Here is a 16,032-nt window from a genome sequence, read left to right on the forward strand (position 1 = left end):
ATGGACAACGAACAGAAGCTCCGGGACTACCTCAAGCTTGCTACCGCCGATCTCCGACGGACGCGGCAGCGGGTCAATGAGCTGGAGACGGCGGCCCAGGAGCCGATCGCCATCATCGGTATGACCTGCCGCTACCCCGGCGGTGTCAGCAGCCCGGAAGATCTCTGGCGGCTGGTCGAGGCCGGTGAGAACGGCATCACGGCATTTCCCACCGACCGCGGCTGGGACGCCGAGGCGCTCGCCTCGTCCAGCACCTCCTCCGGCGGATTCCTGCACGACGCCCCCGACTTCGACGCCGACTTCTTCGGTATCTCGCCGCGCGAGGCCGTGGCGATGGACCCGCAGCAGCGTGTCGCGCTGGAGTCCGCCTGGGAGGCGTTCGAACGCGCCGGGATCGACCCGACCTCGGTCAAGGGCAGCCAGACCGGTGTGTTCATGGGCGCGATGGCCCAGGACTACCGGGTGGGACCCGCCGACGGCGCCGAGGGATTCCAGCTCACCGGCAACACCGGCAGCGTCCTGTCCGGACGTATCTCCTACACCTTCGGCACCGTCGGCCCCGCGGTCACCGTGGACACCGCCTGCTCCTCCTCGCTCGTGGCCGTCCATCTCGCCACCCAGGCGCTGCGCGCGGGGGAGTGCACCCTCGCGCTGGCCGGCGGCGTCACCGTCATGTCGAGCCCCGGCACCTTCATCGAGATGGGCCGCCAGGGCGGCCTCTCGGCGGACGGCCGCTGCCGCTCGTTCGGGGACACCGCCGACGGCACCGGCTGGGCGGAGGGCGTCGGTGTCCTCGTCCTGGAGCGGCTCTCCGACGCCCGGCGCAACGGGCACGAGATCCTCGCCGTGGTACGCGGCACGGCCGTCAACCAGGACGGCGCGTCGAACGGACTGACCGCCCCCAACGGCCCCTCCCAGCAGGAGGTCATCCAGCAGGCCCTGATCAACTCCCGGCTCTCCGCCGCCGAGGTCGACGCCGTCGAGGCGCACGGCACCGGCACCACGCTCGGTGACCCGGTCGAGGCACAGGCCCTGCTCGCCACCTACGGCCAGGGCCGCGACGAGAACCGGCCGCTGCTGCTCGGCTCCGTCAAGTCGAACATCAGCCACACCCAGGCCGCCGCCGGTGTCGCCGGTGTCATCAAGATGGTCATGGCGATGCGCCATGGAGTGCTGCCGCGGACCCTGCTGGCCGAGGAGCCCTCCTCGCATGTCGACTGGTCGCAGGGCGCCGTCCGGATCCTTGACCAGAACGTCCCCTGGCCCGAGACCGGCGCGCCCCGGCGCGCGGGCGTCTCCTCCTTCGGTATCAGCGGCACCAACGCGCACACCATCGTCGAGCAGGCCCCGTCCGCGCCCGGCCCCGAGGGTGACACCGACGCCGCCGACGCCCCCGCGGACGGCGCCGGCATCGAGCCGGGGACCGTACCGCTGCTGGTCTCCGGACGGACCCGGGAGGCGCTGCGCGCCCAGGCCGCCGGGCTGCTGGCCGCGCTGGAGTCCGACCCCGCCGCGACCGTCCTCGACACCGCGTACTCACTGGCCACCACCCGCGCGGGCTTCGCACACCGCGCCGTGCTCATGGCCGCCGACCGCGACGGCGCGCTCGCCGCGCTGACGGCGCTGGCCGAGGACCGGGAAGGGGCCGGGCAGGTGCGGGGCGCCGTCCAGGGCGCCACCCAGGGCGACGGGAAGCTGGCGTTCCTCTTCACCGGCCAGGGCTCCCAGCGCCTCGGCGCCGGCCGTGAACTGCACGCCAGATTCCCGGTGTTCGCCCAGGCGCTGGACGCCGCCTTCGCCGCGTTCGGCCCGCTGCTCGACCGGCCGCTGCGCGAGGTGCTCTGGGGCGAGGACGCCGAAGCGCTGAACCGCACCGAGTACGCGCAGCCCGCGCTGTTCGCCGTCGAGGTCGCGCTCTACCGGCTGGTCGAGTCCTGGGGCGTCAAGCCCGACTACCTGACGGGCCATTCGATCGGCGAGATCACCGCCGCCCATGTCGCCGGAGTGCTGTCGCTGACCGACGCGGCGGCGCTCGTCGCCGCCCGCGGCCGGCTGATGCAGGCGCTGCCCGGGGGCGGCGCGATGATCGCCGTACAGGCCACCGAGGACGAGGTCACCCCGCTGCTGGCCGGCCACGAGGACACGGTGTCGGTCGCCGCGGTCAACGGCCCCTCCGCCCTCGTTCTCGCCGGCGAGGAGAGCGCGGTCACCGAGATCGCCGCCGGGCTGGCGGACGAGGGCCGCAAGACCAAGCGGCTGACGGTCTCCCACGCCTTCCACTCGCCGCTCATGGAGCCGATGCTCGAAGAGTTCCGCGCCGTGGTGGCCGGTCTGTCCCTCCAGGCCCCGCTGCTGCCGTTCGTCTCCAACCTCACCGGCGAGCCCGCCACGGTCGCGCGGGTCACCTCCGCCGACTACTGGGTGGACCACGTCCGGCGGGCCGTACGGTTCGCCGACGGTATCGGCTGGCTCGCCGGGCACGGCGTCACCACCTTCCTCGAACTCGGCCCCGACAGCGTCCTGTCCGCGATGACCGAGGACTGCCTCGACACGGCGGACACCGAGGGCCGCGCCGTGCTCCCCGCGCTGCGCGCCGGCCGCCCCGAGACCGACACCCTCACCACCGCGCTGGCCGGACTGTACGTACGCGGCGTCACCGTCCGCTGGGCGGAGTACTTCGCGGGCACCGGCGCACACCGTCACGACCTGCCCACCTACGCCTTCCAGCGCCGCAGGTACTGGCCCAAGGGCGGCGCCCAGAACCAGTCGGCCGACCTGCGGGCCGCCGGGCTCGGCGCGGCCCACCACCCGCTGCTCTCCGCCGCCGTCTCCCTCGCCGACTCCGAGGGCGTGCTCCTCACCGGCCGGCTCTCCCTCCAGTCCCACCCGTGGCTCGCCGACCACGCCGTGCGCGGCACGACGCTGCTCCCCGGCACCGCCTTCCTCGAACTCGCCCTGCGCGCGGGCGACGAGGTCGGCTGCGACCTGGTCGAGGAACTGACGCTGGCCGCGCCGCTGATCCTCCCGGAGCGGGGCGGTATCCAGGTCCAGCTGTGGATCGGCAACCCCGACGACTCCGGCCGCCGCACCGTCAACGTCTACTCGCGCCCCGAGGGAAGCGACGAGACGGCCTGGACCCGGCATGCCACCGGTGTGCTCGCCGTCGACGAGCGGGCCGGGGAGCGGGGCGCCGGATTCGACGCCGCCGTGTGGCCCCCCGCCGGGGCCGAGCCCGTCGCCGTCGAGGGCGTCTACGACCGGCTGGCCGGCGACGGCTTCGGCTACGGCCCGGTCTTCCAGGGCCTGCGGGCCGCCTGGCGGCGCGACGGCGACGTGTACGCCGAGGTCGTGCTCCCCGAGGGCGGTGAGGCCGAGGCGGACGCGTTCGGACTGCACCCCGCGCTGCTGGACGCGGCGCTGCACGCGGCCTCCTTCGTCGACCTCGGCGCGGAGAGCCGCGGCGGGCTGCCCTTCTCGTGGGAGGGCGTGTCGCTGCACGCGACGGGCGCCTCCGCACTGCGGGTACGGCTCTCCCCGGCGGCCGAGGACGCGGTCTCCCTCACCGTCGCCGACACGTCCGGTGACCCGGTCGTCTCCGTCGAGTCACTGGTGCTGCGCGCGGTCGCGGCGCAGGAGCTGGGCGGCGCCGCCACGGCCGCCCGCGACGCGCTGTTCGGCCTCGACTGGGTTCCCGTACGGCAGGGGGCGCGGGCCCCGGAGTCCGTCGCCCTGGTCGGCCCCGACGCGTTCGGGCTCGCCGGGCACGAGGCCCTGGCGGGCACCCTCGCGGTCCATCCGGATCTGGCGGCGCTGGCGGCGGGCGAGGAGCCCGTACCGGCTGTCGTCCTCATGACGGCCGCCGGTACGCCGGGAGTTGACGCGGCCGAGTCCGCGCACACGCTGACCGCCGAGGTCCTGGCGGCGGCGCACGCCTGGCTCGCGGAGGAGCGCTTCGCCGGATCACGGCTGGTGTTCGTGACGCGCGGCGCGGTCGGCGGCGCCGACGTGGCGCCGGCCGCGGTGTGGGGCCTGGTGCGCTCCGCGCAGTCGGAGAACCCCGGCAGCTTCGGACTGGTCGACCTGGACCCGGCGGAGCCGGTCGCGCTCCCGCTGTGGGCACTGGGTACGGACGAGCCGCAGCTGATCGTCCGGGACGGCGGGATCAGGGCCGGGCGGCTGGTGCGCAGGGCGCTCGGTGAGATCGAGGCGGGGCCGGTCTGGGACGCCGACGGCAGTGTGCTGATCACCGGCGGTACGGGCGGTCTCGGCGCGGTGATCGCGCGGCATCTGGTGGCCGAACACGGCGTACGCAGGCTGCTGTTGGTGAGCCGCCGGGGCCTGGCGGCCGAGGGCGCCGAAGCGCTCACGGACGAGCTGACGGAGCTGGGCGCCGAGGTGTCGGTCGAGGCGTGCGACGCGGCCGACCGCGACGCGCTGGCCGGGCTGCTGGCCCGCCACACCGTCTCCGCCGTGATCCATACGGCGGGTGTGCTGGACGACGCTCTGATCCCTTCGCTCACGCCGGAGCGGCTGGACACGGTCCTGCGTCCGAAGGCGGACGCGGCCTGGAACCTACATGAACTGACGCGGGATCAGGAGCTGTCCGCGTTCGTGGTCTTCTCCTCGGTCGCCGGGGTCATCGGCAGCGCCGGGCAGGGCAACTACGCCGCCGGAAACGCCTTCCTGGACGCGCTGACGGAGCACCGCCGGGCCGAGGGCCTGCCGGGCGTGTCCCTCGCCTGGGGCCCCTGGGAGCGTACCGGCGGTATGACGGGCACGCTGGCGGAGGCCGAGGCGGAGCGGCATGCCCGCTCCGGGGTGCCGGCGCTCCCGGTCGAGCAGGGCGTGGCGCTGTTCGACGCGGCGCTGACCACCGGCGAGGCCGCCGTCGTACCCGTACGGCTGGATCTTCCCGTGCTCCGCGCCCAGGGCGAAGTGCCGCCGCTGCTGCGGTCGTTGATCCGTACCCGCGCCCGCCGCGCGTCGTCCGTCGCGGGGTCGGGCACGGCCGGTGATCTCATCCAGCGGCTGGGCAGGCTGGACGCGGCCGAGCGGGCCGAGCTGCTGCTCGATCTCGTACGCGGACAGGTGGCCCTCGTTCTGGGCCACGCCAGTGGCGCGGACATCGACGCCGGGCGCGCCTTCCGCGAGCTGGGCTTCGACTCGCTGACGGCGGTGGAGCTGCGCAACCGGCTGGGCACCGTCACCGGACTGCGGCTGCCCGCCACGCTGGTCTTCGACTACCCGACCGTGCGCGCCCTGGCCGCCTACCTCCTCGACGAACTGCTGGGCGCCGACGCGGCGGTGGCCGGGCCGGCCGCCACACGGACCGCCGCGGTGGCCGACGATCCGATCGTGGTCGTCGGGATGAGCTGCCGCTATCCGGGCGGGGTGGCCTCGCCGGAGGACCTGTGGCGGCTGGTCACCGAGGGCACGGACGCCATTTCCGGCTTCCCCACCAACCGTGGCTGGGACGTCGACGGGCTCTACCACCCGGACCCGGACCACGCCGGTACGGCGTACACCCGCTCGGGCGGATTCCTGCACGAGGCGGGCGAGTTCGACCCGGCGTTCTTCGGGATGTCGCCGCGTGAGGCGCTGGCCACCGACTCCCAGCAGCGCCTGCTGCTGGAGGCTTCCTGGGAGGCCGTGGAGCGGGCGGGCATGGACCCGACGACGCTGCGCGGCAGCGCGACCGGGGTGTTCGCCGGGGTGATGTACAGCGACTACGGCGCGGTGCTGGCGAGCCCGGAGTTCGAGGGCTTCCGGGGCGGCGGCAGCTCGGCGAGCCTGGCCTCGGGCCGGGTGTCGTACACGCTGGGCCTGGAGGGCCCGGCCGTGACGGTGGACACCGCCTGCTCGTCGTCGCTGGTCGCGATGCACTGGGCGATGCAGGCACTGCGCAGCGGCGAGTGCTCGCTGGCGCTGGCCGGTGGTGTGACGGTGATGTCGACCCCGTCGGTGTTCGTGGACTTCGCGCGCCAGCGCGGACTGTCGCCCGACGGCCGCTGCAAGGCGTTCGCCGACTCGGCCGACGGCGTCGGCTGGTCCGAGGGCGTCGGCATGCTGGTGCTCGAACGCCTCTCGGACGCCCGGCGCAACGGCCATGAGATCCTCGCCGTGGTCCGTGGCTCCGCCGTGAACCAGGACGGTGCCTCCAACGGCCTGACCGCCCCCAACGGCCCGTCCCAGCAGCGCGTCATCCGCCAGGCGCTGGCCAGCGGCGGGCTCGCGGCCGACGACATCGACGCGGTGGAGGCGCACGGCACCGGCACCACGCTCGGCGACCCCATCGAGGCACAGGCTCTGCTCGCCGCCTACGGCCGGGACCGCGACCCGGAGCGACCGCTGCTGCTCGGCTCGGTCAAGTCCAACATCGGTCACACGCAGGCCGCCGCCGGGGTCGCCGGTGTGATCAAGATGATCATGGCGATGCGGCACGGCGTGCTGCCCCGGACGCTGCACGTCGACGCCCCGTCCTCGCATGTGGACTGGTCCGAGGGCGCGGTGGAGCTGCTGACGGAGGAGACCGCCTGGCCCGAGACCGGCCGTCCGCGCCGGGCCGGTGTCTCCTCGTTCGGTATCAGCGGCACCAACGTCCACACCATCATCGAGCAGGCGCCGGGCACCACGGCCCCGGCGCGCACCGCGCCGCGCCGCGAGCCCGGAGCCGTGCCCTGGCTGATCTCGGGCCGGACCAGGGACGCCCTGCGCGGCCAGGCCGCCCGGCTGCTCTCCTACGTACAGGCGCGGCCCGAACTCGACCTGGTGGACACGGCGTTCTCGCTCGCCACCACCCGTACCCGGTTCGACCAGCGCGCCGCCGTGGTGGCGGGGGACCGTACCGCGCTGCTGCGGTCCCTCACCGCGCTGGCCACCGACCGCCCCGACGCCGGAGTCATCGAGGGCGAGGCGGCGCGGCGGGGCAGGACCGCGGTGCTCTTCACCGGACAGGGCAGCCAGCGGCCCGCCATGGGACGCGAACTGTACGAGCGGTTCCCGGCGTTCGCCGAGGCGCTGGACGCGGTGCTCGCCGAGCTGGACCCGCTGCTCGAACGCCCGCTGCGCGACGTGCTGTTCGCCGACGAGGGTACGGACGGGGCCGCGCTGCTGGACGAGACCGGCTGGACCCAGCCGGCGCTGTTCGCGGTCGAGGTCGCGCTGTTCCGTCTCGTACGGTCCTGGGGCGTCACACCGGACTTCGTGGCCGGCCACTCGATCGGTGAACTCGCCGCCGCCCATGTCGCGGGCGTGCTGTCGCTCGCGGACGCCTGCGCGCTGGTCGCCGCGCGCGGCCGGCTGATGCAGGCGCTGCCCGCCGGCGGCGCGATGGTCGCCGTACAGGCCGCCGAGGACGAGGTGCTGCCGCTGCTGGCCGGCCGCGAGGACACCGTCTCGGTCGCCGCGGTCAACGGCCCCGACTCGGTCGTCGTCTCCGGGGACGAGGACGCGGTCCTGGAGATCGCCGCCGCGTTCGACGCGCGCGGGCGCAAGACCAAGCGCCTGCGGGTGAGCCATGCCTTCCACTCGCCGCGCATGGCCGGGATGCTCGACGCCTTCCGCACCGTCGCCGAGGGACTGACCTACCACGCGCCGCGCATCCCGCTGGTCTCCAATCTGACCGGCGCCCTGGCCACCGCCGAGCAGGTGTGCTCGGCGGAGTACTGGGTCGCGCATGTCCGCGACGCCGTCCGCTTCGCCGACTGCGTACGTACGCTGCGCGACGCCGGTACGACCACTTTCCTGGAAGTGGGCCCCGACGCACCGCTCTCCGCCATGGCCCAGGACACCCTGGGCGACACCTACGAAGCCGAAGTCGTCCCGCTCTGCCGCGCCGACCGCGGCGAGGAAGTGGCCGTCACCACCGCGCTGGCCAGGCTCCAGGTACAGGGCGTCACGGTCGACTGGGCGGCCTGCTTCGCGGGCAGCGGCGCCCGACGCGTCGATCTGCCGACCTACGCCTTCCAGCACACGTTCTACTGGCCCGAGCTGCCCGCGGCCTCCGCCGCGGCGAGCACCGACCCGGGGGACCAGCGGCTGTGGGCCGCCGTGGAGCGCGGCGACGCCGATGAGCTGGCCGCCATCCTCGGACTGGGCGAACAGGAACACGACTCCCTCGGCTCGCTGCTGCCCGCGCTGACCTCCTGGCGCCGGGGCAAGCAGGAGAAGACCCTGCTGGACTCGCTGCGCTACCGCGTCGAGTGGACCCGTCTCGACAAGCCGGCCGCGCCGGTCCTGGACGGCACCTGGCTGCTCATCACCAGCGACGTCGAGGACACCGACGCGGACGGTGGCGATCCCGCCGAGCGACTGGCGGGCGCGCTCAGCGCCCACGGCGCGCGGGTACGCTGCCTCGTCCTCGACCCCTCGTGCGCCGACCGGCAGACGCTGGCCGCACGGCTCGAAGCCACCGAGGGCTTCGACAGCGCCGCCCAGGTGCTCTCCCTGCTGCCGCTGGACGAGCGCCCGAGCGACAGCTACGCGCCGCTCACCCACGGCCTCACCCTGACGCTCGCGCTCGTCCAGGCACTGGACGACACCGGATCCCGGGGACGGCTCTGGACGGTCACCCGTGGCGCCGTGTCCACCGGCCCCGCCGACCCGGTCACCCACCCCGCCCAGGCCGCCACCTGGGGACTGGGCCGGACCGTGGCCCTGGAGTACCCGCGGCTCTGGGGCGGGCTGATCGACCTGCCCGGCACACTCGACCAGCAGGCCGCCCAGCGGCTCGCGGGCGTGCTCGCCACGAAGGACGCCCCCGACGGCGAGGACCAGGTGGCGCTGCGCGCCTCCGGCGTCTCCGGCCGCCGGCTCGTCCGGTACACCGCCGACGCGCTGCCCGCCGCCGAGGAGTTCACCGCCCGGGGCACCGTCCTGGTCACCGGCGGCACCGGTGGCCTCGGCGCCGAGGTCGGCCGCTGGCTGGCCCGCTCCGGCGCCGAGAACCTCGTCCTCACCTCCCGGCGCGGCCCCGACGCCCCCGGCGCCGCCGAACTTCGTGCGGAACTGGAGGAGTTGGGCGCTCGCGTCGAGATCGTCGGCTGTGACGCCGCCGACCGCGACGCGCTCGCCGCCGTACTCGCCGGCATCCCGGCCGAACTGCCGCTGACCGGGGTCGTGCACACCGCAGGCGTCGGCCAGTACGGCCCCCTGGCGCAGCTGACCCCCGCCGAGTTCGCCGAGCTGACCTCCGCGAAGCTGGCGGGCGCCGCCCATCTCGACGCCCTGCTCGGCGACCGCGAACTCGACCTGTTCGTCCTCTTCGGCTCCATCGCCGGCGTCTGGGGCAGCGGCGGCCAGAGCGCCTACGGCGCCGCCAACGCCTATCTCGACGCCCTCGCCGAACACCGGCGCGCCCGGGGCCTGACCGCCACCTCCATCGCCTGGGGCCCCTGGGCCGAGGCCGGCATGGCCACCGACGAGGCGGTCTCCGGCGCCCTGAAGCGCCAGGGACTCGGCTTCCTGGAGCCGGGCCCGGCCATGACCGAACTGCGCCGCGCCGTCGTCCAGCGGGACATCGCCGTCACGGTCGCCGACGTCGACTGGGACCGCTACGCCCCGGTCTTCACCTCGGTACGCCCCAGCGCGCTGCTCGCCGGACTGCCCGAGGTACGGGCGCTCGCCGCCGCCACCGGACACGACGCCTCGGGCAGCGCCTCCGCGTTCGGCACACGCGTACGCGCCCTGGACGGGCCCGAGCAGGACCGGCTCCTCTCCGACCTCGTACGGAGCGAGGCCGCGGCGGTCCTCGGCCACAGCTCCGCCGACGGAGTCCCGGAAGGACGCGCCTTCCGCGACATCGGCTTCGACTCACTGACCGCCGTCGAACTGCGCAAGCGGCTCTCCGGCGCCACCGGCCTCACCCTGCCGAGCACCATGGTCTTCGACTACCCGACCCCGGTGGAGCTGGCGCGGTATCTGCGGGCCGAGATCCTCGGCTCCGTCCTGGAGGTGGCGGGCCCGGTCGCCACCGGCGCCGCCGACGACGAGCCCATCGCCATCATCGGTATGAGCTGCCGCTTCCCCGGCGGCGCCGACTCCCCCGAACAGCTGTGGGACCTGGTCACCAACGGCACGGACGCGGTGACGGAATTCCCCGTCAACCGCGGCTGGGACGCCCAGGGACTCTTCGACCCCGACCCGGACCGGCAGGGCAAGACCTACTCGACACTCGGCGGATTCCTGCACGAGGCCGACGCGTTCGACCCCACGTTCTTCGGTATCTCCCCGCGCGAGGCGCTGGTGATGGACCCCCAGCAGCGGCTGCTGCTGGAGACCACCTGGGAGACCTTCGAGCGCGCCGGGATCGATCCCGCCGAGGCGCGTGGCAGTCTCACCGGCACCTTCATCGGCTCCAGCTACCAGGACTACGGCCTCGGCGCGGGCGACGGCGCCGAGGGCCATATGGTCACCGGCAGCAGCCCGAGCGTCCTGTCCGGACGTATCTCGTACGTCTTCGGGCTCGAAGGCCCCGCCGTCACCGTCGACACCGCCTGCTCCTCCTCGCTGGTCGCGCTGCATCTGGCCTGCCAGTCGCTGCGCAACGGCGAGTCCACGCTCGCCGTCGCGGGCGGCGCCACGATCATGACCACGCCCGCCCCCTTCGTCGCGTTCAGCCGGCAGCGGGCCCTCGCGCAGGACGGCCGCTGCAAGGCGTTCTCCGACGAGGCGGACGGCATGACGCTCGCCGAGGGCGTCGGCATCCTGCTCGTCGAGCGGCTCTCGGACGCCCGGCGCAACGGACACCCCGTCCTCGCGGTGATCCGCGGCTCGGCGATCAACCAGGACGGCGCGTCCAACGGTCTCACCGCGCCCAACGGCCCCTCGCAGCAGCGCGTGATGCGCCAGGCGCTGGCCAACGCGCGCCTCGCCCCCTCCGACATCGACGCCCTGGAGGCGCACGGCACCGGTACGCCGCTGGGCGACCCGATCGAGGCGCAGGCGCTGCTGGCGACCTACGGCCGGGACCGCGACCCGGAGCGCTCCCTGCTGCTCGGCTCGGTCAAGTCCAACATCGGGCACACCCAGTCCGCGGCCGGGGTCGCGAGCGTCATCAAGATGGTGATGGCGCTGCGCCACGGCGTCCTCCCGAGGACGCTGCACGCCGAGAACCCGTCCTCGCACGTGGACTGGTCCTCCGGCGCGGTCCGGCTGCTGCACGAGGCCGTCGAATGGCCCGAGACCGGCCGCCCGCGCCGGGCCGCCGTCTCGTCGTTCGGCATCAGCGGCACCAACGCCCATACGCTGCTGGAGCAGGCGCCCGCCGCCGACGAGCCCGAGGAGACCGGGACCGCGCTCCCGCCGGTGCCCGTCGCGGCCGGCGTCGTCCCGTGGACCGTCTCGGCCAGGACCGGCGCCGCGCTGCGCGAGCAGGCGGCCCGGCTGGTCTCGTACGTCGAGAACGCCGACCCCGCGCCGCGCCCGCTCGATCTCGGCCACTCGCTCGTCGCGTCCCGCTCGGTCTTCGAGCACCGCGCCGTGGTGGTCCCCACCGAGGACAGCGACCCGCTGGAGGCCCTGCGCGCCGTAGCGGCCGACGGACCGTCGTCCGTGGTGGCCCGGGGTGTGGCCGATGTCGAGGGCAAGACGGTCTTCGTCTTCCCCGGCCAGGGCTCGCAGTGGGCCGGAATGGGCGCCCAACTGCTGGCGGAATCACCGGTCTTCGCCGAGCGGATCGGTGAATGCGCCGCCGCGCTCAGCGAGTTCGTGGACTGGTCCCTGCTCGATGTGCTGCGGGAGGCGGAGGGCGCGCCCACGCTGGAGCGCGTCGATGTCGTCCAGCCCGCCTCGTTCGCCGTCATGGTGTCGCTCGCGGCGCTCTGGCGCTCCCGGGGCGTGGAGCCCGCGGCCGTGGTGGGCCACTCGCAGGGCGAGATCGCGGCGGCCGTCGTCTCCGGCGCGCTGTCCCTGCGGGACGGCGCCCGGGTCGTGGCGCTGCGCAGCCAGGCGATCGGCCGGACACTGGCCGGCCATGGCGGGATGATGTCCGTGGCGCTGCCGGCCGACGAGCTGGAGAGCCGGCTGGCGGCCTGGTCGGGCCGGGTGTCGGTGGCCGCCGTCAACGGGCCGCGCTCGGTGGTCGTCTCGGGTGAGCCGGAGGCGCTGGACGAGCTGTCGGCCGAGCTGACGGCCGAGGACGTACGGGTCCGCCGGGTCGCGGTGGACTACGCCTCCCACTCCGCGCAGGTGGAGAATCTGCACGACGAACTCCTCGATGTGCTGGCCCCCGTCAGCCCGCGCACCTCCGATGTCCCGTTCTTCTCGACGATGACCGGCGACTGGCTGGACACCGAGGAGATGGACGCGGGCTACTGGTTCCGCAATCTGCGCCGTCGGGTCCTCTTCGCCGACGCCGTACGCGATCTGCTGGGCGCGGGGCACCGCGCCTTCATCGAGGTCAGCTCGCACCCCGTACTGACCATGTCGGTACAGGACATGATCGACGAGACGGCCGAACCGGCCGTCGCCACCGGCACATTGCGCCGCGACCAGGGCAGCGTCTCCCGCTTCCTGCTGTCGGTCGCCGAGGCCCACGTACGCGGCGTCGAGACCGACTGGGCCGGAGTCTTCGCGGGCACCGACGCCCGGCGGGTCGGGCTGCCGACGTACGCCTTCCAGCACGAGAGGCTCTGGGCCATACCGCCCGCCCCCGAGCACGCGGTCGCCGCCGACCCCGTCGACGAGGAGTTCTGGACGGCGGTGGAGCGGGAGGACCTCTCCGCGCTGACGTCCACCCTGGGCACGGACGAGGACTCCGTGGCCGCCGTACTGCCCGCGCTGTCGTCGTGGCGCAGGTCCCGCAAGGACCGCGACACCGTCGACTCCTGGCGCTACCGGGTGTCCTGGACGCCGGTGGGCACCGTCCCGCAGCGGTCGCTGACCGGCAGCTGGCTCGTGGTCTCCGCCGAGGGACACGACACCGGTGAGGTGGCCGACGCGCTCGTCGGCCAGGGCGCCGAGGTGATCCCGCTGGTGCTGGGCGAGGCGTGCGCGGACCGCGCGGTCCTCGCCGAACGGCTGGCCGGAGCCGGTGAGTTCGCCGGGGTCGTCTCGACGCTCGCCGCCGCCGAGGAGCCCGGCGAGCTCCACCCCGGACTGACGCTCGGCCTCGCGCTGACCGTCTCGCTGGTCCAGGCCCTGGGCGACACCGGAATCGACGCCCCGCTGTGGTTCCTCACCCGGGGCGCGGTCTCCACCGGCCGCTCCGACGAGGTGACTTCCCCCGTCCAGGCACTGGTGTCCGGCGTCGGCTGGACCGCCGCGCTGGAGCACCCCCAGCGCTGGGGCGGCGTCATCGACCTGCCGCACGCTCTCGACCAGCGGGCGGCCGGACGGCTCGCCTCCGCGCTCTCGGGCGCGCTCGGCGAGGAGGACCAGCTCGCCGTCCGCCCCTCCGGCGTCTTCACCCGCCGTATCGTCCGCGCCGGCGCCGGTGAGCAGGGCGTCTCCCGCGACTGGACGCCGCGCGGCACCACACTCATCACCGGCGGCTCCGGCACGCTCGCGCCGCATCTCGCCCGCTGGCTGGCCGGACAGGGCGCCGAGCACCTGGTGCTGATGAGCCGCCGGGGCATGGAAGCCCCGGGCGCCGCCGAACTCGTCGCGGAACTGGCCGCGTCGGGCACCGAAGCCACCACCGTCGCCTGCGACGTGACCGACCGCGACGCCGTCGCCGCGCTCCTCGCGGACCTCAGGGCCGAGGGCCGAACCGTACGCACGGTCGTCCACACCGCCGCGCTCATCGAGCTGTACTCACTGGACGAGACCACCATGGACGCCTTCTCCCGCGTCCTGCACGCGAAGGTGACCGGCGCCCAGGTCCTGGACGAACTCCTCGACAACGACGACCTGGACGACCTGATCCTCTACTCGTCCACCGCCGGCATGTGGGGCAGCGGAGCACACGCCGCCTATGTGGCGGGCAACGCCTATCTCGCCGCGCTCGCCGCCCACCGGCGCGCCCGCGGCCTGCGCGCCACCTCCCTGTCCTGGGGCATCTGGGCCGACGACATCAAGGCCGGCCGCGTCGACCCGAAGATGATCCGCCGCAGCGGTCTGGAGTTCATGGACCCGCAGCTGGCGCTGACCGGACTGAAGCGGGCCCTGGACGACGACGAGACCGTCATCGCCGTCGCCGATGTCGACTGGGAGACGTACTACCCCGTCTACACCTCCAGCCGCCCCACGGCCCTCTTCACCGAGGTCCCCGAGGTCCGGGCGCTCACCGAGGCCGCCGAGCAGACCACCGGCACCGTCGTGGAGGGCGAGTTCACGGCCCGGCTGCGCGCGCTGTCCGCCGCCGAGCAGGAGCGGCTGGTGCTGGAGGTCGTCCGTACCGAAGCCATGGCCGTGCTGGGCCTCTCGTCCCCCGACGCCCTGCCCGACCAGCGCGCGTTCCGTGACGTCGGCTTCGACTCGCTCACCGCCGTCGGACTGCGCAACCGTCTCGCCTCCGTCACCGGGCTGACGCTGCCGACGACCATGGTCTTCGACTACCCGAGCCCCGCCGCGCTCGCCGGATTCCTCCGCTCCGAACTGGCCGGCGCGCAGCACGCAGGCGGGACGGCCGCCGTCGGCGCGTCCCTCTCCGGGTCCCTCTCCGCGGCCGACGACGACCCGATCGCCATCGTCGGCATGAGCTGCCGCTACCCCGGCGGGGTCAGCTCGCCCGAGGAGCTGTGGCAGCTCGTCCTGAACGGTACGGACGCCATCTCCGGCTTCCCCGCCGACCGCGGCTGGGACGCCGAAGGGCTCTACGACCCGGACCCGGACCGCTCCGGCAGGACCTACTCCGTCCAGGGCGGATTCCTCCGGGACGTCGCCGAGTTCGACCCCGGCTTCTTCGGTATCTCGCCGCGTGAGGCCATGTCGATGGACCCCCAGCAGCGGCTGCTGCTGGAGACCGCCTGGGAAGCCTTCGAGCACGCCGGGATCGATATCGTCGCCCAGCGCTCCAGCCTCACCGGCACCTTCATCGGCGCCAGCTACCAGGACTACGCGTCCAGCGTGGCCAACTCCGCCGAGGGCTCCGAGGGCCACATGATCACCGGCACGCTCTCCAGCGTGCTGTCGGGCCGGGTCTCCTATCTCTTCGGCTTCGAGGGACCGGCCGTCACCCTCGACACCGCCTGCTCCTCCTCGCTGGTCGCGCTGCATCTGGCCTGCCAGTCGCTGCGCAACGGCGAGAGCTCCCTCGCGCTCGCCGGCGGCGTCAGCATCATGTCCACCCCCAGCGCCTTCGTCGGCTTCAGCCGGCAGCGGGCGCTCGCCGTCGACGGCCGCTGCAAGGCGTACGCCGAGGCCGCCGACGGCATGACGCTCGCCGAGGGCGTCGGGCTGGTCCTGCTGGAGCGCCTCTCCGACGCGCGGCGCAACGGCCACACCGTGCTCGCGGTCGTACGCGGCTCCGCCGTCAACCAGGACGGCGCCTCCAACGGGCTGACCGCCCCCAACGGCCCCTCGCAGCAGCGGGTCATCCGCCAGGCCCTGGCCAACGCCGGACTCGAATCCCGCGAGATCGATGTCATCGAGGGCCACGGCACCGGCACCGCGCTGGGCGACCCCATCGAGGCACAGGCCCTGCTCACCACCTACGGACAGGACCGGGACGCCGAACGGCCCCTGCTCCTCGGCTCGGTGAAGAGCAACATCGGCCACACCCAGATGGCCTCCGGCGTCGCGAGCGTCATCAAGATGGTGCACGCGCTCCAGCAGGGCATCGTCCCGAAGACCCTGCACATCGACACCCCGTCCTCGCACGTGGACTGGTCCTCCGGCGCCATCGGTCTGCTGACCGAACAGACCGACTGGCCCGAGACCGGCCGCCCGCGCCGCGGCGCCGTCTCCTCCTTCGGACTCAGCGGCACCAACGTGCACACCATCCTCGAACAGGCCCCCGACGAGGAGCCCGCCGGGGAAGCGGCGCCCGGCACCGAACCCCGCCCCGGCCACCTGCCGCTGGTCGTCTCCGCCAGGAGCGAGGCCGCGCTGCGCGCCCAGGCCGGACGGCTGCTCTCGCTGGTGGAGGAGCGC

Annotated in this window: 1 protein-coding gene (running past one end of the window); it reads left to right on the top strand. The window is 74.1% G+C overall.

What is annotated here, in order from left to right; genetic code table 11:
* Positions 1-16,032: the 5' portion of a type I polyketide synthase gene (locus tag ACFRKB_RS26100; protein WP_383108858.1), read on the top strand. Its footprint extends 12,588 nt past the window's final position; only the first 16,032 of its 28,620 coding nucleotides appear in the window; the start codon lies at positions 1-3; its stop codon lies beyond the right edge, outside the window.

It is taken from the genome of Streptomyces scopuliridis, assembly GCF_042790125.1.
Classification (GTDB): Bacteria; Actinomycetota; Actinomycetes; order Streptomycetales; family Streptomycetaceae; genus Streptomyces; species Streptomyces scopuliridis_A.